The organism is Plantactinospora alkalitolerans, from assembly GCF_015690345.1.
GTDB lineage: Bacteria > Actinomycetota > Actinomycetes > Mycobacteriales > Micromonosporaceae > Plantactinospora > Plantactinospora alkalitolerans.
Genome location: NZ_JADPUN010000231.1, coordinates 1 through 17,661, shown reverse-complemented (window position 1 = coordinate 17,661; position 17,661 = coordinate 1). Strand labels below are relative to the sequence as shown.

The 17,661-nt window shown below is 70.3% G+C and carries 21 protein-coding genes; 10 read left to right on the top strand and 11 right to left on the bottom strand.

What is annotated here, in order from left to right; all coding sequences use genetic code 11:
* The first annotated feature begins 108 nt into the window (after positions 1 to 108).
* The 4 genes from I0C86_RS26140 (at position 109) to I0C86_RS26125 (ending at position 4,662) form a co-directional block, all read left to right on the top strand.
* Positions 109 to 1,203 (top strand): 3-deoxy-7-phosphoheptulonate synthase, encoded by a 1,095-nt coding sequence (locus tag I0C86_RS26140; RefSeq protein ID WP_196203927.1) that lies wholly within the window; start codon positions 109 to 111, stop codon positions 1,201 to 1,203.
* A 209-nt stretch (positions 1,204 to 1,412) separates the two neighbouring features.
* The gene (locus I0C86_RS26135; RefSeq protein WP_196203926.1) at positions 1,413 to 3,842 is read left to right on the top strand and encodes a penicillin-binding protein; all 2,430 of its coding nucleotides are present in this window, start codon (positions 1,413 to 1,415) and stop codon (positions 3,840 to 3,842) included.
* 378 nt (positions 3,843 to 4,220) lie between these two features.
* Positions 4,221 to 4,442 carry a hypothetical protein gene (locus tag I0C86_RS26130; RefSeq protein ID WP_196203953.1) on the top strand — a complete coding sequence of 74 codons (222 nt, stop codon included), beginning with the start codon at positions 4,221 to 4,223 and terminating at the stop codon, positions 4,440 to 4,442.
* A gap of 25 nt (positions 4,443 to 4,467) precedes the next feature.
* Positions 4,468 to 4,662, top strand: a complete 195-nt coding sequence (locus I0C86_RS26125; RefSeq protein WP_196203925.1) for a hypothetical protein — start codon at positions 4,468 to 4,470, stop codon at positions 4,660 to 4,662.
* Between the two features lie 56 nt (positions 4,663 to 4,718).
* On the opposite strand, the gene I0C86_RS26120 is transcribed toward I0C86_RS26125, so the two are convergent.
* Genes I0C86_RS26120 through I0C86_RS26110 form a run of 3 tightly spaced genes read right to left on the bottom strand, consistent with a single transcriptional unit; the run spans position 4,719 to position 5,992 of the window.
* The gene (locus tag I0C86_RS26120; protein ID WP_196203952.1) at positions 4,719 to 5,237 is read right to left on the bottom strand and encodes a DUF1360 domain-containing protein; all 519 of its coding nucleotides are present in this window, start codon (positions 5,235 to 5,237) and stop codon (positions 4,719 to 4,721) included.
* A gap of 57 nt (positions 5,238 to 5,294) precedes the next feature.
* Positions 5,295 to 5,633, bottom strand: a complete 339-nt coding sequence (locus I0C86_RS26115) for an SRPBCC family protein (RefSeq protein WP_196203924.1) — start codon at positions 5,631 to 5,633, stop codon at positions 5,295 to 5,297.
* Entirely contained in the window at positions 5,630 to 5,992 is a 363-nt protein-coding gene (locus I0C86_RS26110; RefSeq protein ID WP_230394809.1) for a DUF6158 family protein, read from the bottom strand. The genes I0C86_RS26115 and I0C86_RS26110 overlap by 4 nt, the downstream gene beginning before the upstream one ends.
* 134 nt (positions 5,993 to 6,126) lie before the next feature.
* Here I0C86_RS26110 and I0C86_RS26105 point away from each other — a divergent pair, with 134 nt between their 5' ends.
* The 3 genes from I0C86_RS26105 to I0C86_RS26095 are packed head-to-tail and all read left to right on the top strand — an operon-like array spanning position 6,127 to position 7,257.
* Complete coding sequence (locus I0C86_RS26105; protein WP_196203923.1) at positions 6,127 to 6,552, top strand: hypothetical protein; 426 nt, start codon at positions 6,127 to 6,129, stop codon at positions 6,550 to 6,552.
* Positions 6,553 to 6,554: 2 nt separating this feature from the next.
* Positions 6,555 to 6,872, top strand: coding sequence for a DUF3817 domain-containing protein (locus I0C86_RS26100; protein ID WP_196203922.1), 318 nt, complete (start codon positions 6,555 to 6,557; stop codon positions 6,870 to 6,872).
* Between the two features lie 34 nt (positions 6,873 to 6,906).
* Positions 6,907 to 7,257, top strand: coding sequence for a toxin-antitoxin system YwqK family antitoxin (locus I0C86_RS26095; protein ID WP_196203921.1), 351 nt, complete (start codon positions 6,907 to 6,909; stop codon positions 7,255 to 7,257).
* A 73-nt stretch (positions 7,258 to 7,330) separates the two neighbouring features.
* Here I0C86_RS26095 and I0C86_RS44600 read toward each other — a convergent pair whose 3' ends face one another.
* Positions 7,331 to 7,519 carry a DUF397 domain-containing protein gene (locus tag I0C86_RS44600; RefSeq protein ID WP_196203920.1) on the bottom strand — a complete coding sequence of 63 codons (189 nt, stop codon included), beginning with the start codon at positions 7,517 to 7,519 and terminating at the stop codon, positions 7,331 to 7,333.
* Between the two features lie 308 nt (positions 7,520 to 7,827).
* On the opposite strand from I0C86_RS44600, the gene I0C86_RS26085 reads away from it, so the two are divergent.
* Positions 7,828 to 8,691 (top strand): helix-turn-helix domain-containing protein, encoded by an 864-nt coding sequence (locus I0C86_RS26085; RefSeq protein ID WP_196203919.1) that lies wholly within the window; start codon positions 7,828 to 7,830, stop codon positions 8,689 to 8,691.
* Between the two features lie 79 nt (positions 8,692 to 8,770).
* On the opposite strand, the gene I0C86_RS26080 is transcribed toward I0C86_RS26085, so the two are convergent.
* Complete coding sequence (locus tag I0C86_RS26080) at positions 8,771 to 9,313, bottom strand: DUF6232 family protein (RefSeq protein WP_230394806.1); 543 nt, start codon at positions 9,311 to 9,313, stop codon at positions 8,771 to 8,773.
* A 639-nt stretch (positions 9,314 to 9,952) separates the two neighbouring features.
* Here I0C86_RS26080 and I0C86_RS26075 point away from each other — a divergent pair.
* Positions 9,953 to 10,918 carry a C40 family peptidase gene (locus I0C86_RS26075; protein WP_196203949.1) on the top strand — a complete coding sequence of 322 codons (966 nt, stop codon included), beginning with the start codon at positions 9,953 to 9,955 and terminating at the stop codon, positions 10,916 to 10,918.
* 4 nt (positions 10,919 to 10,922) lie between these two features.
* Here the strand turns inward: I0C86_RS26075 and I0C86_RS26070 are convergent, their stop codons facing one another.
* The gene (locus I0C86_RS26070) at positions 10,923 to 11,966 is read right to left on the bottom strand and encodes a D-alanine--D-alanine ligase family protein (protein WP_196203918.1); all 1,044 of its coding nucleotides are present in this window, start codon (positions 11,964 to 11,966) and stop codon (positions 10,923 to 10,925) included.
* Positions 11,959 to 13,137: an alanine racemase gene (gene alr / locus I0C86_RS26065; RefSeq protein ID WP_323373850.1), complete on the bottom strand. Its 1,179-nt coding sequence runs from the start codon at positions 13,135 to 13,137 to the stop codon at positions 11,959 to 11,961. The genes I0C86_RS26070 and alr overlap by 8 nt, the downstream gene beginning before the upstream one ends.
* A gap of 89 nt (positions 13,138 to 13,226) precedes the next feature.
* Between alr and I0C86_RS26060 the strand changes: the two genes are divergently transcribed.
* Positions 13,227 to 13,883 (top strand): hypothetical protein, encoded by a 657-nt coding sequence (locus tag I0C86_RS26060; RefSeq protein WP_196203956.1) that lies wholly within the window; start codon positions 13,227 to 13,229, stop codon positions 13,881 to 13,883.
* Between the two features lie 89 nt (positions 13,884 to 13,972).
* On the opposite strand, the gene I0C86_RS26055 is transcribed toward I0C86_RS26060, so the two are convergent.
* From I0C86_RS26055 to murQ, 4 genes are all read right to left on the bottom strand, one after another.
* Positions 13,973 to 14,185: a DUF397 domain-containing protein gene (locus I0C86_RS26055; RefSeq protein ID WP_196203916.1), complete on the bottom strand. Its 213-nt coding sequence runs from the start codon at positions 14,183 to 14,185 to the stop codon at positions 13,973 to 13,975.
* Positions 14,186 to 14,198: 13 nt separating this feature from the next.
* On the bottom strand, positions 14,199 to 15,053 hold the full coding sequence (locus I0C86_RS26050) for a helix-turn-helix domain-containing protein (RefSeq protein ID WP_196203915.1): 855 nt from the start codon (positions 15,051 to 15,053) through the stop codon (positions 14,199 to 14,201).
* Between the two features lie 78 nt (positions 15,054 to 15,131).
* Complete coding sequence (locus tag I0C86_RS26045; RefSeq protein ID WP_196203948.1) at positions 15,132 to 16,082, bottom strand: sigma-70 family RNA polymerase sigma factor; 951 nt, start codon at positions 16,080 to 16,082, stop codon at positions 15,132 to 15,134.
* A gap of 519 nt (positions 16,083 to 16,601) precedes the next feature.
* Positions 16,602 to 17,549, bottom strand: a complete 948-nt coding sequence (gene murQ / locus I0C86_RS26040) for an N-acetylmuramic acid 6-phosphate etherase (RefSeq protein ID WP_323373849.1) — start codon at positions 17,547 to 17,549, stop codon at positions 16,602 to 16,604.
* Positions 17,550 to 17,661: the final 112 nt, after the last annotated feature.

The window sequence follows — 17,661 nt, the reverse complement described above, 5'->3', positions numbered from 1 at the left end:
GAGCCGGCTGAAGCAGGGACATCGTCCCTGCTTTTTCCATGTGAGCAGCCGGCTCGGCTCCCGGGCGCCGGCCCCGGGGTGGCGGTCGGCAGAGAGGGAGCCTCGACGATGACCACCACCGGAATGGGTCGGGTAAGCGACCAGCGCATCGACAAGATCGTGCCGTTGACCACACCGGCCCTGCTCAACCACGAACTTCCGCTGGAGGAAGCGCTGACCACGGCCGTGCTCGACGGTCGACGATCCGTCGCCCGGGTGCTCGACCGGGAGGATGATCGACTGCTCGTGGTGGTCGGACCCTGTTCGGTGCACGATCCGGCGGCTGCCCTGGAGTACGCCGAGCGGCTGCGGGTGGCGGCGGACCGGCACGCCGACGACCTGCTGGTCGTGATGCGGGTCTACTTCGAGAAGCCCCGTTCGACCGTCGGCTGGAAGGGTTTGATCAACGACCCTGGGCTGGACGGCTCGGGCGACGTGAACGCCGGCCTGCGGGCCGCCCGCGCGCTGCTGCTGGACGTGCTCCGGCTCGGGCTGCCGGTCGGTTGCGAGTTCCTCGACCCGATCACCCCGCAGTACATCGCCGACACGGTGGCCTGGGGCGCGATCGGTGCCCGTACGGTCGAGAGCCAGGTGCACCGCCAGCTCTCGTCCGGCCTCTCGATGCCGATCGGGATGAAGAACCGCCCGGACGGCAGCGTCGACACGGCGGTCGACGCGATCCGGGCGGCCGGGGTGCCGCACGTGTTTCCCGGCATCGACGTCTCCGGCGCACCGGCGATCATGCACACCCGGGGCAACGCGGACTGTCACCTGGTGCTGCGCGGCGGCCGGGGCGAGCCCAACTACGGCGCCGATTCGGTGGCGGCGTCGCTGGCCCTGCTGCGCGCGGCCGGACTCCCCGAGCGGCTGGTCATCGACGCGAGCCACGACAACAGCGGCAAGGACCACCGCCGCCAGCCGGTGGTCGCCGCCGAGGTGGGCCGGCAGTTGGCGGAGGGCCAGCGCGGGATCGTCGGGTTGATGCTGGAGTCGTTCCTGGTGCCCGGCCGGCAGGACCTGGACCCGACCCGGGAACTCGTGTACGGCCAGTCGGTCACCGACGCCTGCCTCGGCTGGCCGGAGACCGAGCAGGTGCTGGCGGAACTGGCCACCGCGGTCCAGGCCCGCCGGGTGGCCACCTCGGCGGGTACCGCTCGGGGCTGACGCTTCCCCGGGTACGGCGGCGGCCGGGCCGACTGCCGCCGTACCCGGCGGGAATGTGACGTACCAGTCAGTTCTTCGGGCGCACGCGACGCAACCGTGCGGTCCGGGGCCGCGTCTGGATCAATAGGGCGAAAGGCGCGCGTACGGTTGTGCTCGCGCCCAGCCGCCCGACCGCGTCCTGTCCGCCGCACCCCGAGGTTGAACTGATCATGTCCAAGTCCCGCCGAGGTCGTCTGATCAAGGCCGCCACGCTGCTCACCTGCGCCCTGCTCGCCGGGTTGGTGGTCGCCGGCGCGGCGTTCCCGGCGCTGGCGATGTCCGGAATGGCGGCCAAGGCCGGCGCGGACTCGTTCCAGGACCTGCCCACCGAGCTGACGGTGCCGAGAGTGCCGGAGGCGAGCCAGGTGTACGCCAACGACGGCAAGACGCTGATGGCCAGGTTCTTCGACGAGAACCGGCAGGACGTCCCGTTCTCCGACATCCCCCCGGTGATGCGGAACGCGATCATCGCCGCCGAGGACCACGCGTTCTACCGGCACAACGGGGTGGACATGAAGGGGTTCTTCCGGGCGCTGGTCTCCAACTTCACCGGCAACTCCCGGCAGGGCGCGTCGACGCTGACCATGCAGCTGGTCCGGATGTCGATCACCTACGGGGCGACCGATCCGAACGACGTGGTCGCGGCCAGCGAGGACACCAACGGGCGGAAACTGCGCGAGATGCGCCAGGCGGCGGCGCTGGAGAGCAAGCTCAGCAAGGACCAGATCCTGGAGCGCTACCTGAACATGGCGCCGTTCGGCCACGGCACGTACGGGGTGGCCGCCGCGAGCCGCCTCTACTTCAACAAGGAGCCGAAGAACCTGACCGTGCCGGAGGCCGCGATGATCGCCGGTCTGGTCAAGTCGCCGAGCTACTACGACGCGCTGGACACCGACGGGCCGGGCTACGACCGCACGGTGAATCGGCGGAACTGGGTCATCGGGCAGATGAACGAGACCGGGGCGATCACCGCCGAGGAGAAGGCAGCGGCGCTGGCCGTACCGCTCAAGGTCACGGGGCAGCGGCCGACCAACGGCTGCACCAGTTCCGTACACAACGACTGGGGCTTCTTCTGCGACTACTTCTACCGGTGGTGGATGGACCAGCCGGCGTTCGGTGACAGCTCGTACGACCGGGAGCGACGGCTCAAGGGCGGCGGGTACCGGATCGTCACCACGCTCGACCCGAAGGTGCAGAGCGTCGCGCACAAGAACGTGGAGCAGCACCTGCCGACCGGCAAGAAGAACGCCCTGATGGTGGCCGCCACCGAGCCGGGCACCGGACGGGTACGCGCACTCGCCACCAACCGGACGTTCGGGCTGGATGATCCGGTCAAGCCGAAGAACCCGATCTCCAGCAACCCGAAGCAGGCGGAGGCGGGGATGCGGGGCAGCTATCCGCGTACCACCAACCCGCTGTTGACCGGCGGTGGTGGCACCGACGGCTACCAGGCCGGCTCGACGTTCAAGATCTTCACCCTGGTCGCCGCGCTGGAGCAGGGCTACCCGCTCAGCACCGCGATCAACGCCCCGCAGCGCTACCAGTCGAAGTACTCGGCCGCGGCCGGGACCGAGTCGGCGTGTCCGGGTACCGAGCGGTGGTGCCCGACCAACGACAACGCCGGGATGGCCGGCCGGCACGACATGTGGAGCGCGTTCGGCCGCTCGGTCAACACCTTCTTCGTACCGCTGGAGGAACGGGTCGGCGCGGCGAAGGTGGTGGACGCGGCCAAGCGGATGGGCATCCAGTTCCGGGCCGACAACGACGCGGCGATGGCGAAGGACCCGGCGCAGGCCGACGGCTGGGGGTCGTTCACCCTCGGTGTCTCGGCCACCACCCCGCTCGACCTGGCGAACGCGTACGCCACGCTGGCGGCGGACGGCCAGCACTGCGAGCCGATCCCGGTGCAGGAGATCCGGGACCACGACGGCAAGACGCTCGACGTGGCCAAGCCGCGCTGCGACCGGGCGCTGCGGCCCGAGGTGGCCCGAGCCGCCCTGGACGCCGCGCGGTGCCCGGTCGGCGACCAGTCGGCGTACGGCAAGTGCAACGGCGCGACGGAGGCGGACGCGCACCGGGTGATCGACCATCCGGTGGCGGGCAAGACCGGGACCACGGACAGCGAGCGCACGGCGTCGCTGGTGACCACCACCACCACGCTGTCGGTCGCCGGGATCCTGGCCAACCCGGACTGGCCGGAGACCACCGCGAACATGGACCACGACATCGTCAACCCCGCCGTCTACGAGACGCTGGCCGACGCGATGAAGGGGAAGCCGAGCAAGGACTTCCCGAAGCCGGGCGAGGCCCTGGTGTACGGCCAGCAGAAGTCGGTCCCGTCGGTGACCTGCCGCTCCGTCGACGACGCCACCGCCACGCTGCGCAACGCCGGTTTCAAGGTCGAGGTGGACCAGAACCGGGTCAGCTCGAACTGCCCGGCCGGTACGGTCGCCGGCACCGATCCGGACGGCCGGACCGTCGCGGGTGGCCTGGTGATGCTCCGGGTCAGCGGCGGCGGTGCCGGCACCGGCGACACCCCGAACGGCCGGCCGGCGAGCGGCGGGAACGGCGCGGGAAACCCGCCCGGCCGGCGTAACTGACGTTCGCCCGGCGTAACTGACGTTCACCTGGCGGTAGCGCCAGGTGAACGTCTACCCCGAAACAGTGCGCCGCCCATGGCAGGGCCATGGGCGGCGCGGGTGTCGGTGTGCAGGTCGCCTCTCGGCGAGTGGCACGACGCGGCTCCAGCCGAACGGTATTCCGCGAAGGCAATTAGGTGAGGCCCGGGGACACTGGACACACCGACAGTCGTTTCAACCTCGGACCCCGGTCCGGTGTTCCGGTCGCCGTCGTGACGCACGTCACCCGGCCCGTCCGGCCCGGTGACCTCGAACCAGACGCCGGACTGGGCGCTGTCGGCTCGAACCGGACGCCGTGTCGAAGCCGTCGTGTTTGGCCGATTCGGCACCGGGTAGCCGATCTCCGTGACCGATGCCCGGAACGACCAGACCAGCCCGGAACTCGACGCACTGCTCGACGACCTCTACTCCGGCCAGGAGCGGATCACCCAGGCCGAGATCCAGCGTCGGGCGGTCGCCGCGGAGGTGCCCGCCGAGCTGCTGACCCGGATCACCGCACTGCCCGAGGGCGAGTACGCGGCGGACGAGGTCGCCGAGTTGCTCGGCGGTACGGCCGGTTGATCGCCGAGACGGTGGAGGAGAAACGATGAGCGAGCACGACGAGCAGAACCGACCCGGACGGGTGCCCCTCGGCCAGGCGCCCGGGGACACCGAGCCGGAGGACGAGCCGAACTTCGCGGCCGAGCACGACAAGACGGCGGTGGCCGAGGACATCATCACCGACACGGACACCGACCGGGAGCCGGAGTCTCCCCGGGGCTGGTCCGGCATGCAGCGCTGAGCCGCCGGCAACCCACCCGGAACACGACCCGCCGACTACGGCTTGGATCCCGCCGGCTACGGCTTGGCGGCGGCCCGTTGCGCGACGGCGTACCCCATCTGGAGGAAGTCCGACGCGGCCACGGCGGTGAACGCGGTCGCCACCAACCGGGTCAGCCGGGGCGCCAGCACGAGCCCGCCGGTCAGCCCGGTGGCGACCCAGACAGCCAGACAGAACGGGCAACTGAGCAGTTCACCGACCGCGTGCCGGGTGGAGCTGCCCTGGTCACGTACCTGCTCCATCACCTCGCCACTGCCGATCGGCCGGTCGTACGAGGTGAACGGCGCCCGGAGCGGACTGGTCACCGCGTCCTTGGACAGGAGCCGGCTGAGCTTGTGGGTGGCGATCGACAGCAGCACGACGTCGGACGTGGACGGCTTCTCCGGTGCCCGGCGCCCGGTCGTCTTCGCCGCCACCGCCAGCGCCGCCGCCACCCCGGCATAGGTGCCCATCGCGGCCAGGTAGCCACCGAGCGGCCGATGCTCGTCCGGCGCGTACGCCTGTCGAAGCCGCGCGACCCTGTCCCGTACCTTCATTCCGCCTCGCTCCGCCGTCGACTGGTCCCGTTCCATGGCTCCTGCTCGTACCCGGGCTCAGCTCGCGCTGAGGTTGTCCGCGACCTCGCGGGCGAGGCTCGCCAACGACTCGTCGGCGATCTCGGGCAGCCGCCGCTCGGGCGGGTCCGCCTCCAGCTCCAGCCGGACGGTGGCACCACCGGCGTCGATCGCCGACACCTGCAACCGGGCCGACCAGTTGGGGGTGCCGGCCGTACGCCACCGGGCCCGCAACTCGGCGGCGACCAGTTCCGCCCCCGGTACGCCGTCCCCGCGCAGCGGCGCCGGTAGCCAGGCCGAGACCCGGTTGGGGTCGGTGGCGGTGTTGAACACCACCTCCGGCGGGGCGGAGATGCCCCGCTCGGCCCGGGCCGTCACCAGCCGCCGTCCCGCAGTCGACTCGGGTCGACCTCCCGGCCCGGATGCCGGGCGAGGTACTCGGTCTCAAGTTCGGCGGTGCGCCGCAGGTGGTTGCCGAGTGCGGAGTCGGCGGCGTGCCGGAGCGTGTCCAGCCTGGTCCGGTGCAGGCTGTGCATCTCCCGGATCAGGTCCTCGTCGCTCAGTTCGACCGGGTCGATTCCGGCGATCTCGTCCTCGGCGGTCGCGAAGTCGGCCGCGGTACCGCCGTGCCGGACCGGGTCGCCGTCCCACTGCCCGACGCGCTGTTCCGGGCTGGCGTCGATCGGCACTCCGACACCGGCCGGGGAGAACTCGTCGTGGCGTACTGATTCGTTCATCGTCGCCCCCGGAATCTCGTTTGGGTTGGCGACTAGACGGTTGCCCAAACCCCGTACCGCCAAACCCCGGCGGGGAGCGCGACACTACGACGCCGCGTCGGAGATCCGCCCGGGGCGCCGGTACGCTCGTGGGCATGAAACGGCTGTGCACACCGGCGTGGATCGTGCGTCACGTGCTCACCGTCGTACTCGTCGTCGGCTTCCTCGCGCTCGGCTGGTGGCAGATCAGCCGGGCGCTCGCGGGCAACACCCTGAGCTGGGCGTACGCCTTCGAGTGGCCGATCTTCGCGGGGTTCCTCATCTTCCTCTGGGTGCGCGAGGCCCGGTACACGCTGCGCGGTGGACCGGATCCGACCGCCGAGCCGGATCCGCCGACGGACCGGCCGACCACCCCGGGCGTACGCCGACCGGTGCGCTCGGCCCGGCCACGGCCGGCGGCGGCGCAGGCCGGGGAAGACCCGGCACTGGCCGAGTACAACAACTACCTGGCGTGGCTGAACGCGAATCCGGACGCGCGGCCCGCCGACTATCCCGGCTCGGCCGGCAGTAGGAAGGATTGAACGTGGGCGCAGCCCTGACCCGATACCGTGTGGTCGCCAACATCGTCGGTGCCGTGTTGATCGTGCTCGTCGTGGTGGGCATGCCGCTCAAGTACGTCTGGCACAACCCGGTCGTCGTCGAGACGATCGGTCCGGCGCACGGCTTCCTCTACATGGTCTTCCTGCTGACCGCGTTCGACCTGGGCCGCCGGGCGCACTGGCCGCTGGGCCGGATGGTGCTGGTCATGCTGGCCGGGACGATTCCGTTCGTCTCGTTCTACGCCGAGCGGATGGTCACCCGGCAGGTACGGCAGCCGGACCCGCAGCCGGTCGCCGGCTGAACGCCCGCCACCGCGTTCAGCCCGGGTGCGTACGGTGCGCGTCGAGTTCGACGAGGTGGTGACCGAGGACGACCTGCGGGTGACCTACCGGGGCGAGCCCTTCACCGGCGAGGTGGTCGAACGCTCCCCGCAGGGCCGGGTCATCGCCGTCACCACGTACTTCAAGGGCATGGCGGACGGCTCCTCCACCGAGTGGTACCCCACCGGCGAGCGCAGGGCTGCGGGCACGGCCCGCCATGGCCTGGCTGTCGGTGTCCACGAGGAGTGGTACCGCGACGGCGGCCCCGCCGTCCGCTGCGAATTCGACGACCACGGCAGGCTGCTCAGCCGCTGCCGCTGGGCCCGGGACGGCACCCCGATCGAGGAGTACGTCGCGAAGATCTGAGCACGTGACGCCGGACGGGGCGGTCGAGGAAAATCCCTTGGTCCGCTGTCGTCCGGCGCTCCCGGCAGACTTCTTATCGGCCGGCGCGGAGCGTGTCGACAAATGCCTGCCAGGCCGTGGCGCTGAAGGCCACGGACTGTTCCGGGTTGACCGAGTCACGGACGGCCACGCCAGCTCGGACCTGAGCCATCTCGACACAATGCTGCGATTCGCATCGAGTGCTCTTCCGCCAGATGAGCTCGGCGGAACCAGTGTCCGACATGCGGCCTCCTCGGCACTTATTCGCTCTGCGGCGGCTGCCGCGACAACGCCAAAAGGCTACCCGTCGACCCACATTCCGCACAGCCCGGAAAACCGGAATTATGATGTTCCGTCGTTCAATGAAACATTCCGTGACCACGCAGTGGCGCAAAGCGCCGCGCTGGTGAATCATCCCCGGTCCGTGTAGCCTGCACGAGTTCTGGCGATCTGGCAGATGGCCGGTAGCCAGGTGGCTTGTTGGCGGCTCGGAATCAGACGAATTGACCCCTCGCTCGGCCGCCTCGGCGCCGTTGGAAGGGAGCGTTCCGGATGACCAGCGCGTACGGCCCGACCGTGGGTCGCCGCAAACTCCGCTCGGCGATCCGGCGGGCCCGCGAGGCTGCCGGGCTCACCCAGGAGCAGGTTGCCGTCGCAATGGACTGGTCGCTCTCCAAGCTGATCCGGATCGAGGCGGGATACGTCTCCATTTCCACGAACGACGTCAAGGCATTGCTCAATCACTATCAGGTGAGCGATCCGAGGCGGGTCGAGGAACTCGTGCAACTGGCACGGGTGTCCCGACAGCGTACCTGGTGGTCGCAATATCGGGAGACGATCCGGCCCGCGTACTACTCGTACATCGGGCTCGAGGCGGAGGCGTCGGAACTGTACTTTTATCAGTCGGTCGGCATGCCCGGTCTATTCCAGACGGAGGCGTACGCGCAGGCGGTCCTGCGGACGGTCATTCCGAAACTGGAGGATTCGGCCGAGGTGCAGACCTCGGTCGCAATTCGTCTGCGGCGCCAGCGGGAGGTTCTCAACCGTGCCGATCCGCCGGGCATAGTCGTGGTGCTCGACGAGGCGGCCCTGCACCGGCAGACCGGCGGCCGGGCGGTCATCCGGGAGCAACTCCTGCACCTCGTCGCGCTCGCCGACTCGGGCCGGATCACCGTCCAGGTGCTGCCGTTCACCTCCACCGTCTACACCCCGCTCGGGCAGTTCGTGATCGTGCGCTTCGCCCGGGGGGAGGACGCCGACGTCGTCTACCTGGAGAGCACCGGGCTGGAGGACGTTATCGACGATCCGGAGGCGGTCACCGCCCACCTGCGGACCTTCACCGACCTGCGGGAGGCCGCGCTGACCCCGACCGGTTCGCTCCGGCGGATCTCGGAGATCGCCGCCTCGCTCGCCTGACCATCGCTCCGACCGTCATCCGGAACTGGCCGGTCCGGCAGCGGCAGCGCCGCCACCGGACCAGTCGATCGGATCGGCGCTAGGACATCGGCTCGTACGGGGTGTCCGAGGCCAGCGGATAGGCCAGTCCGCCCAGTCGGGTCGCCTCCCGGGCGCGGATCAACGCACGGGTCACCTGACCGAACTGCCGCTCGTGGTCGGAACTGAACAGCAGGACCATGGACCCCTGGTACCGCCCCCACAACTCGTACGCCGGAGGCCGCCACCGGTGTCCGACCACCGCGAGGCCCACCGGTACGAACGCCGCGAGGCCGAGGCCCGCGTACGTGGCCGCGGGGAGCCGGTAGAGGTCACCGGTGTAACCCAGGGCGATGCCGATGCCGACCAGCACCGCCGCGGTGACCGCCACCGCACGCAGCGTCAGCCGGTCGTGCGGTCCCCGGGCCGTGGTCAACTGGGTGAGTTCCGCGATCGTGAAGCGCCGGCCGGCGACGATGAACGCCTCACTGGTGACCCGGACGCCGGGTTGCCGATACAGGTCGACCGGAGGACGCGCTCGGGCCGCTTCGGATACCTCGAATGACAGATCTGGCAGGTGGACGGTGGGGCGAGTAGGCTCCATTCTTGCCTCCAACGGCTCCTGAGGCGGGCTGTCGTGGAAGGTTCATCGAGACCGGCATCTGGTGGCAGCCGGATGCCGGTCGTCTTGCACACGGTCTCGGTCTGCTGATCGCTCGCGACTACGGCTCGTTCATTGCACGCGGCCTCGCCCCCCTGTTGGCAACTACGCCCCGTTCCCTGCGCCCCCCGGGAAGCCTTTCGGCTCTGCTTCCATTGTGCGAAGCGCACGCCAGCAAGTGGAAGGGGCGCAGACAGCCACCTGGCAGATTTCCAGGCGGCAGCTAAACCATTGCCTGGCTTCTGTCCGATCTCGTACTGGTTTGCCCACTGTCGACCCGGGCCGCCATCCGCCAAGACCGACCAAAGGGGCGAAGCGCCAGACATGATCTCGGCCTCGTCCATCCGATCAGCAAAGATCACGCTTCGGTCCATGTTCGACACGAACAGTGAACCCGACATTAGGGGTATCACTCGCTACCGACGCACATCGCCCTCCGGCCACTGTCGGTAATCCTCGACCCCGGCTACCTTGAATCCGCCGGCCCGGTCGTCAGTCATCCTCCCCCGGGTGGCGCCGGTCGGTGTCGTCGCGGGCTACGCGTTACGCGGCGGCGTTACGGAAGAAGGGGTTCTGCACACGTTGTCTTCGGTGCGGATCCTGCTGCGGACCCTCGTCGTAGCCGGCCTCTCGGCGGCGCTCGTCGCCCCGATGTCGGCGGCTCGGGCCGAGCCTTCGGCCAGCGAGCTCACGCAGCAGATCAACAAGGCCTCGACCGAGTTGGAAAAGGTCGTCGAGTCGTACAACAAGCTCAACGAGGAGATCAAGGACAGCAAGGCCGCCGTCGCCACCCTCGGTGCCCGGCTCGGGCCGCTGGAACAGCAGGCAGGACAGGCCCGCGCGGAGGCGGCCGAACTCGCCAGCCGGGCATACAAGACCGGTGGCGGTTTGACTGCGGCGAACGTGCTGCTCGGGCGGGGTGACAGCAACAGTCTGGTCAACCGGCTCAGCGCACTCGAACAGTTGGCCCGCGATCGTGATCGGCAGATCGCCGGGTTCGACGCGGCACAGCGCCAGTACCTCGACGAGAAGGCCCGGCTCGACGCCACACTGGCCCGGCAGACCGCCCAGGCGAAGCAGTTGGCCGCCGGCAAGAAGCGGATCGAGGGCGAGCTGTCCAAGCTCTACCAGATGCGCCGCCAGGCGTACGGCTCGGAGACCTCGCCGGGCAGCAAGTACAGCGGCAACATTCCGGCGGTGTCCGGCAAGGCGGGCGTCGCCGTCCGGTACGCCTACAACGCGATCGGCAAGCCGTACGTGTACGCGGCCGAAGGGCCGAACGGGTACGACTGCTCCGGCCTGACCCTCGCCGCCTGGGCGGCGGCCGGCAAGTCACTGCCACACAACGCCGCGATGCAGTGGGACAAGGTCGCGCACATCAGCCGGGGTTCACTGAAACCCGGTGACCTCGTCTTCTATCGAAGCCTCGGCCATGTCGGGCTCTTCGTGGGCGGTGGCAAGATCATCCACGCCTCACGGGCCGGCGAACCGGTCAAGATCGTCAGTGTGGACGTGATGACCCCGTACGGGTACGGCCGGGTCCGTTAGCCGCTCAGCCTGACCTACCGGGTCGTCGCGCCGACACCCGCCGCTCGCCGGACCGCTCGGTCCGGCGGGCGAGTGCGTTCTCCACCAGGACGTCCAGCAGTTCCGGATAGTCCAGGCCGGCGACCTGCCAGATCCGTGGGTACTGCGAGACCGGGGTGAAGCCCGGAAACGTGTTGATCTCGTTGAGCACCGGCGTCACGCCGTCCCGGAGGAAGAAGTCGATCCGGGCCAGCCCGGCACAGCCGAGCGCCCGAAACGCCCGTACCGCGAGATCGGCCAGCTCGGCCGCGACCGCGTCGTCCAGCCGGGCCGGAATCTCGAAGACCGTCTCCGGGTCCTCGTACTTGGCGTCGAAGTCGAAGAACGAGCGTTCGCCGGCCACCCTGATCTCCAGCGGCGGGCCGACGCTGAGCCGGCCGTCGGGGTGTTCGAGCACCGCCAGGTCGATCTCCCGACCGGGCACCGCCTCCTCGACGAGCACCTTCGGGTCGCTCGCCCGGGCCCACTCCAGCGCGGCCGGCAGGTCCTCCCAGCGCGTCACCCGGGTGACGCCGAGGCTGGAGCCGGCCCGCGCGGGCTTCACGAAGACCGGCAGGCCCAGCCGGCGCAGATCCGCCTCGGCCGGTACGCCGTCCGGATCGGTCGGCCGCGACACCACGGCGTCGGCCACCGGTACGCCCTCGGCGGCGAGCAGCTTCTTGGTGAACTCCTTGTCCATCCCGGCGGCACTGGCCAGTACGCCGTTGCCGACGTACGGCACACCGGTCAGCTCCAGTACGGACTGGAGGGTGCCGTCCTCGCCGTACGGGCCGTGCAGGGTCGGGAAGATCACGTCCACCGTACGGAGCCGGTCCACCGCCTCGAAGACGCTGACGGGCGCGTCGGTGCCGAAGACCCACTGCCCCGTCCTGGTGATCACTACCGACTCCGGCCGGTAGCGGGCCGGATCCAGGTTCGCCAGCACGCTCGACGCGGACCGGCGGGACACCTGGTGCTCCCCGCTGCGACCACCGGAGATCACCGCGACCCTGATCGGTGCTTCAGACATTTACCCGCTCCCGTTCGCTGTGCCGCTCGGACCGCACCGGCAGGTACCGCCGGGCCACCCGGGCGCCGATGCCGGTGAAGATCTCGTGGGGGTTCGTTCCGGCCCACCGCGCCCAGTCGGCGGCGGTGGGCTCGCCCCGGTCGCCGCAGCCGAACAGCAGGACCTCGTCGCCGGTCCGTACCGGCAGGTCACCGACGTCGACGACGATCTGGTCCATGGTCACCCGACCGGCGACCGGGCACCGCCGACCGCCGATCCAGACCTCCGCCTGCCCGGCGGTGGCCCGGGGGATCCCGTCGGCGTACCCGATCGGCACCAGCGCCAGCGTGGTCCGGGTGGCGGCCGTGTAGTCGTGGCCGTAGGAGATTCCGGTGCCGGCCGGCACCTGCTTGGTCAGGATGACCCGGGACCGCAGGGTCATCGCCGGCCGGAGTCCGGCGACCCGGTCCGGCAGCGGCTCCGACCCGTACAGGGCGATGCCGACCCGGACCAGGTCGAAGTGCGCCTGGGGCAGGCCGACCAGCCCGGCCGAGTTCGCCATGTGCACCACGTCGGGGCTCAGCCCGGTGGCCCGGGCCGACGCCAGCGCCCGGCCGAACCGTCGCAGCGCTGCCCTGTCCCGAGGATCGCCGGCCAGTTCACCGCCGGCCAGGTGGGACCAGATGCCCCGGACCCGGATCCGCCCGGCGACCTCGAGGTGCCGGGCCAGACGTACCAGTTCGGGCCAGTCATCGTCGGTGGCGCCGTTGCGGGACAACCCGGTGTCCACCTTCAGGTGTACGTCGGCCCGCGCGCCGGCCCGGGCGGCCCCGGCGGCGATTCCCCGCAGATGTCCGGTGGAGGCCGCGGAGAGGTCGATCCGGGCCGCGACGACCGGCGCGAAGTCCTCGTCCTCGGCGTGCAGCCAGCTCAGTACCGGCGCGCTGATCCCAGCCACGCGCAGCGCCAGCGCCTCGGTCCGGGACGTCACTCCCAGCCACCGGGCCCCTGCGGCCAGCGCGGTACGGGCCACCGGCAGAAACCCGTGCCCGAACGCGTCCGCCTTGACCACCGCAAGCAGCTCCGCACTGGTCAGAGCGGCCAGCACGCGGGTGTTGTGCGCGACGGCGTCAAGGTCGACCAGTGCCTCGGCCAGCGGTGGCGAGTCCGTTTCTCCCCCGAGATCGATCACGTTGGGTGAGCCTAGGAGGAAGTTGTTCGGTTTTCGTGAAGCTGGGGTGCGGGAACGATGGAACCACCGGGAACGGCTAACCTGCCGGGATGACCCCGTCGGAGTCCAGGGAACTCGCCGCTGCGGTGCTCGACCGCCTCGCCCCACGGTTGCCCGAGGCCGCCGCGTCGGACGCCGAGGCATCGGGTACCCCGATCCGGCGGCTCCACCGGCTGGTGGCGGACCGGCTGAATGCGCTCGGTGAACAGGACGCCCTGGCCGAACTGGTCCGGAACCCCCGAAACGACTCACTGGTCAGGCGCCTGCTCGCCACCGCCGCGACCGACGACCCGACGTACGCCGAGGAACTGGCCGCCGCACTCGAAGCGCTGCCCGTCGCCGGGACCCCGGTGACCGCTCCGTCCGCCGCCGAGGAAGTTCCACCGACGGCGGACGGCGCTCGGCCCCGCCGGTACGGGCCCTGGGTCGCGGTGGTGACGGTGGTGATTCTGCTGCTGCTCGGCGTCTTCGTCGCCCGGACCGTGGTTCACGGCCTGGACGGTGCCGGCGGGCTGACCGCCGACTCGGGTTGCGAGGAGTACCGGCAGGCGCCACCGGAGGAGCGGGTGGCGGCGATCCGGCAGATCGGGCTGGCCAAGGGTATCTCCGGAGTGGACAGTCCGCTGGTGATGACGGCGGTGGACCAGCTCTGCAAGACCCAGCCGTCGGCGAAACTGGGCGACCTGATCGCCCGGTTCGGCGGCTGAGCCTCGACTTCCACGCAGGGCGGCGCCACGGCCTCGCCGAGGGCCGGTTGGTCCGGGTCAGGTGCGGCAATGGCGGGTGCCGGCTGCTGCTAGGTCATTCGCGACGCCCCGGCGTCGGGTCGCAGGTCCGCGAGGAAGGTCGCCCAGGCCTTCGGGGCGAACCGGAGTACGGCCCCGGCCCGGTCCTTCGAGTCGCGTACCCCGACTTCGGGGGCGAGCCGGGCCACCTCGACGCAGTTGCCTCCCTCGCCACCGGAGTGCCTGCTCTTCCGCCAGATCGGCGCACTTCCTTCCGGCAACATCCCGCCCGGTCCCTCACTTCCAGGAGGCCGCCGTCTCTCTGAGCAGCCGCGCCGATTCTTTCCGCGACAACGCTGCCGCAACCAGGTGGTCGAAAGCAAGCGCGAAGGAGGCGATCTGGGCCGGCTCGTCGATGTAGAGCGCGCCCGTGCGGTGTTCCGTGTAGACCAGGCCCGGGTCGGTGGGCTCGGTGAAGCCGAGCAGCACGAACGGCCGCCCGAAGGCCGTGTACGCCGGGCTGGTGAACCGCACCACCCGCAGTTCGACGTTCGACCGCTCGGCCAGCGTCGCGAGGTAGCCGAGCTGCTCCCGCATCGTGCCGGCGTCACCGACCCGGCAGCGGAGCACGGCCTCGCCGAGGACGACCCGCAGCCGTACCGGGCCGTGTTCGGTGAGTCGGCGTTGCCGGGCCAGCCGGAGTTCGACCTGTCGGGTCAGTTCCTCGGCCGGCGCCAGCGGCTGGGTGGCCCGGATCAGCGCGGTGGCGTACGCCTCCGTCTGCAACAGGCCGGGCACCAGATGGGTCTCCGCGGTACGGATCTCGGTCGCCTCGGACTCGAGTCCGACGTAGACCTCGAACCAGTCCGGAATCGCACCTCCGTAGGTGACCCACCAGCCGCGCTGGGTCGACTGCTTGGCCAGCGTCGCCAGCACCTCGCGGGTGCGCTCGTCGGCCACCTGGTAGATGTCGAGCAGCCCGAGCACGTCCCGGGGATGGGTCGAGTGCTTGCCCGCCTCGATTCGGGAGATCTTGGCATCGGAGCACTTCATCCGCTGCGCCACCTGAAGCAGGGTGAGCTGCTCCCGCTCCCGGAGCCGGCGCAGTTCGATACCGAGCCGGCGACGCCGTGCGGTCGGACTGATCGGCACAGATCCCTCCCCAGGGCGGTAGTGGCCGGCGCCCCCGATGGGGACGCCGGCCACTAGGAAACCACGGGGCGCGGTCGGTCAGGCTGCCGCCAGTCCTTCGGCTCGGGCGAGCTCGCGCAGCCGGCCCAGGGCCTGGATCTCCAACTGCCGGATCCGCTCCCGGGAGAGCGAGAACCGGGACGCCACCTCGGTCAGCGAGTGCTCCCGACCGTCCTCCAGGCCGTACCGGGCCCGCATGATCCCGGCCGACCGGTCGTCGAGGTGGTTGAGCAGCCCTTCGATGCGCTGCCGCTCCAGGCCGGTCAGCACGATCTCCTCGGGCGACGGCGCGTCGCTGTCGGCGACCAGGTCGCCGAGCTTGGTGTCGCCGTCGTCTCCGACCGGGGTGTCCAGCGACACCGTGTCCTGCGACCAGCGGACCAGTTCGTGCACCCGCTCCACCGGTACGCCCAGCGCCGCCGCGATCTGCTCCGGCTCCGGGTCGGACCCGAGTTCACGGGTGAGTTGGCGGGCCACGTTGCGCATCCGGTTGACGTCTTCCACCAGGTGCACCGGCAGCCGTACGGTGCGCTCCTGCTGGGCGATCGCCCGGCTGATCGCCTGCCGGATCCACCAGGTGGCGTACGTCGAGAACTTGTAGCCGCGCTCGTAGTCGAACTTCTCGACCGCCCGGACCAGGCCGGTGTTGCCCTCCTGGATCAGGTCGAGCATCGGCATGCCGGACCGGACGTACCGGCGGGCGATGGACACCACCAGCCGGAGGTTGGCCCGGATGAACAGGTCCTTGGCCCGCCCGCCCTCGACCACCAGCCGCTCGAGCTCCGCGTGGCTGACTCCCACCGGCAGCTTGTCCTCGTCGATGAGATGTTCGGCGTAGAGTCCTGCCTCGATGGCTTTGGAGAGGTCGACCTCCGCGGCGGCGTCGAGCAGCGGCGTGCGGGAGATCTCGTGCAGGTAGACGCCGACCAGGTCGCGCTCCTCGGCGACCTCGTCGGTTCGCATCACGATCTTCTTCTCCACGTTCCCCACGGTCCCCTCGTCGTTCCTCCCGGTGGCCCGGGTTCCTGCTCCTGCCAACCCCACGTTCATCAGCCCTCCCCGTAACTTCCGCTGTGCGCCGCGGTGCTGACACCTACACAACAGTTGAGACGCGTTGGGGATTCCATCTCGTGGTTCGAAAGTGTCACGAATGCCTGAGTAGTTGCTGAAAGCACGATCGACGTTTGCTGTCAGTCGTCCCTATCGGGGCGTCTCGAAGCCGGCGGCGCCGCAGCTACCGGGCCTGCGTCGGCTGTCCACCCGCTATCGCACCACCACGACACAACGACACACAGCGATCCAGATCACTGGGCTGCTGCGATTCTCGTCACGCTCTGACAGACGCACGACACGCCGACTTGGTTCATCCGCCACCGCGAGAGGGTTACCCCCTCCGCCTGGGTAACAATCCGCAGCCGACGTAAAGTCCCGCGCTCGGGCAGGGCGAAACGATCTCTGCCGGACGCCCCGGGCGGTCGGTGGTGGCGGTGGCCGAACCTGAGCCGGCTCTCAGCTCGCGAGCAGCGCGATCGCTCCCCGGACCTGGTTCGCCGAGCGGTCCAGTGCCGCCCTGGCGTCCGCGACGGCCGCACCGGACAGCAACGACACCAGGGCCGCCTTCAGGTCGCCGTCGGCCTCGGTCAACGCCCGCTGGGCGACCTCCTCGGCGCAGCCGGTCGCTTCCACCAGAATCGAGATCATTCGGCCCCGCAGCTTCGCGTTGGTGGCCACCATGTCGATCATCAGGTTTGAGTAGACCCGTCCGAGCCGCACCATCACGGCCGTGGAAAACCCGTTCAGCACCAGTTTCTGGGCGGTCGCGGCCTTCATCCGCGTCGAGCCGGTAACCACCTCGGGGCCGGTGTCCACGCCGATGAAGACCGTGACGGCACGGGCCGCCGCGGCGTCCGGATCCGCGCAGAACAGCACGGTATCCGCGCCCAGGTCGGTTGCGGCCCGCAGCGCACCCAGTACGTACGGCGTCCGACCACTGGCGGCCAGCCCGACCACCAGGTCCCCGGCCCGTACGCACTCGCGTGCCTGCGCGGCACCGCCGGCCTCGTCGTCCTCGGCGTCCTCCACCGCCCGCCACATCGCCTCCGGGCCGCCGGCGAGGTGGGCGCAGAACCAGCGGTCCGGCGCGTTGAAGGTGGGAGCCAGTTCGGCCGCGTCGAGCACGCCCAGCCGCCCCGAGGTGCCCGCGCCGAAGTAGTGCACCCGACCTCCGGCGCGCAACGCCGTCACCGCCAGCTCCACCGCGACGGCGATCTCGTCGAGCACCGTGGCGACGGCGGCGGGAACCCGCCGGTCATCGTCGTTGATCACCCTCAGCACGTCCCGGGTGGACATCAGGTCCAGCTCGGCACTGCGCGGATTACGCCGCTCGGTCGGCGAGCTGACCCGTACCACCGCACGCGCGCTCCGGTCACGGCCGTCCGGGCCGCTGGTCGTCGGCACCGGTTGCTGGCCTCCGTCGTCCGGCCGGTGGGCCGGTTCGGCCCCCGGGTAAGACGACCCCGCGTCGGCATCCGGACGCGGGGTGGCGGGTCTGTCTCTTATCCACATCTGA

What these genes read in the sequence shown, in the direction of transcription:
- I0C86_RS26120 (WP_196203952.1), bottom strand. Translation starts at nt 5,237, where the DNA reads ATGAAGGTACGGGACAGGGTCGCGCGGCTTCGACAGGCGTACGCGCCG.
- I0C86_RS44600 (WP_196203920.1), bottom strand. Translation starts at nt 7,519, where the DNA reads ATGTCGGACACTGGTTCCGCCGAGCTCATCTGGCGGAAGAGCACTCGA.
- I0C86_RS26085 (WP_196203919.1), top strand. Translation starts at nt 7,828, where the DNA reads ATGACCAGCGCGTACGGCCCGACCGTGGGTCGCCGCAAACTCCGCTCG.
- I0C86_RS26060 (WP_196203956.1), top strand. Translation starts at nt 13,227, where the DNA reads ATGACCCCGTCGGAGTCCAGGGAACTCGCCGCTGCGGTGCTCGACCGC.
- I0C86_RS26140 (WP_196203927.1), top strand. Translation starts at nt 109, where the DNA reads ATGACCACCACCGGAATGGGTCGGGTAAGCGACCAGCGCATCGACAAG.
- I0C86_RS26125 (WP_196203925.1), top strand. Translation starts at nt 4,468, where the DNA reads ATGAGCGAGCACGACGAGCAGAACCGACCCGGACGGGTGCCCCTCGGC.
- I0C86_RS26105 (WP_196203923.1), top strand. Translation starts at nt 6,127, where the DNA reads ATGAAACGGCTGTGCACACCGGCGTGGATCGTGCGTCACGTGCTCACC.
- I0C86_RS26070 (WP_196203918.1), bottom strand. Translation starts at nt 11,966, where the DNA reads ATGTCTGAAGCACCGATCAGGGTCGCGGTGATCTCCGGTGGTCGCAGC.
- I0C86_RS26080 (WP_230394806.1), bottom strand. Translation starts at nt 9,313, where the DNA reads ATGGAGCCTACTCGCCCCACCGTCCACCTGCCAGATCTGTCATTCGAG.
- I0C86_RS26110 (WP_230394809.1), bottom strand. Translation starts at nt 5,992, where the DNA reads ATGAACGAATCAGTACGCCACGACGAGTTCTCCCCGGCCGGTGTCGGA.
- I0C86_RS26055 (WP_196203916.1), bottom strand. Translation starts at nt 14,185, where the DNA reads ATGTTGCCGGAAGGAAGTGCGCCGATCTGGCGGAAGAGCAGGCACTCC.
- I0C86_RS26135 (WP_196203926.1), top strand. Translation starts at nt 1,413, where the DNA reads ATGTCCAAGTCCCGCCGAGGTCGTCTGATCAAGGCCGCCACGCTGCTC.